Genomic DNA, 625 nt, shown 5'->3' on the forward strand with positions numbered 1-625 from the left:
GGTGCGCGACCGCGACCTGCGCGTGACACCCGACGAAGAGCGCGGCGGCCTCAACGTCGCCGAGCACGGCGCGCGCACCGAGCTGATCGAGCTGCTCGACGCCATGGAAGAGCAGCGCCGCAGCGGCGACCTCTCGCGCCGCGTGCCGGAGGAGGACTTCACCGAAGTCGGCCAGATCGCGCGCGCCTACAACCGGGTGATCGCCGCGCTGCAGGCCGCCACGCAGCGCACGCTGGCGCTGGTGCGCCAGATGCGCGACGGGCTGCTGACCTTCGAGCCGGACGGCACGCTGCTCAGCCTCAACCCGGGCGCCGAACAGTTGCTCGGCGTGCCGGCTGGCGAGGTGCTGGGCCGCCCGCTGCCCGAGGTGCTGCGCCGCGCCGGCCACGCCAACCCACCGCCCCTGGAGCGGCTGACGCGGCCGGGCACGATACTGGAGCTGCGAATGGCACGCGGTGGCGCGCGCACATTCTATGAGCTGTCGATCGACGACTTCCACCAGGATGAGGGTACCCTGTATTCGGCGGTGCTGCGTGACATCTCTGACCGCAAGCACGTCGAGCTGCAACTGCAGCGCGAACGCGACTTGGCGCAGGTGACGCTGGCCTCGATCGGCGACGGCGTC

General features: G+C 71.5%; 1 protein-coding gene. It reads left to right on the plus strand.

Annotation, left to right across the window (positions count from 1 at the left end):
* Positions 1-625, plus strand: a 625-nt coding sequence (locus tag ACK4TH_RS12845; protein WP_409627004.1) for a PAS domain S-box protein, incomplete at both ends; no start/stop codon positions are given.

Source organism: Tepidimonas sp. (assembly GCF_046292505.1).
In the GTDB taxonomy this organism is placed as follows: domain Bacteria; phylum Pseudomonadota; class Gammaproteobacteria; order Burkholderiales; family Burkholderiaceae_C; genus Tepidimonas.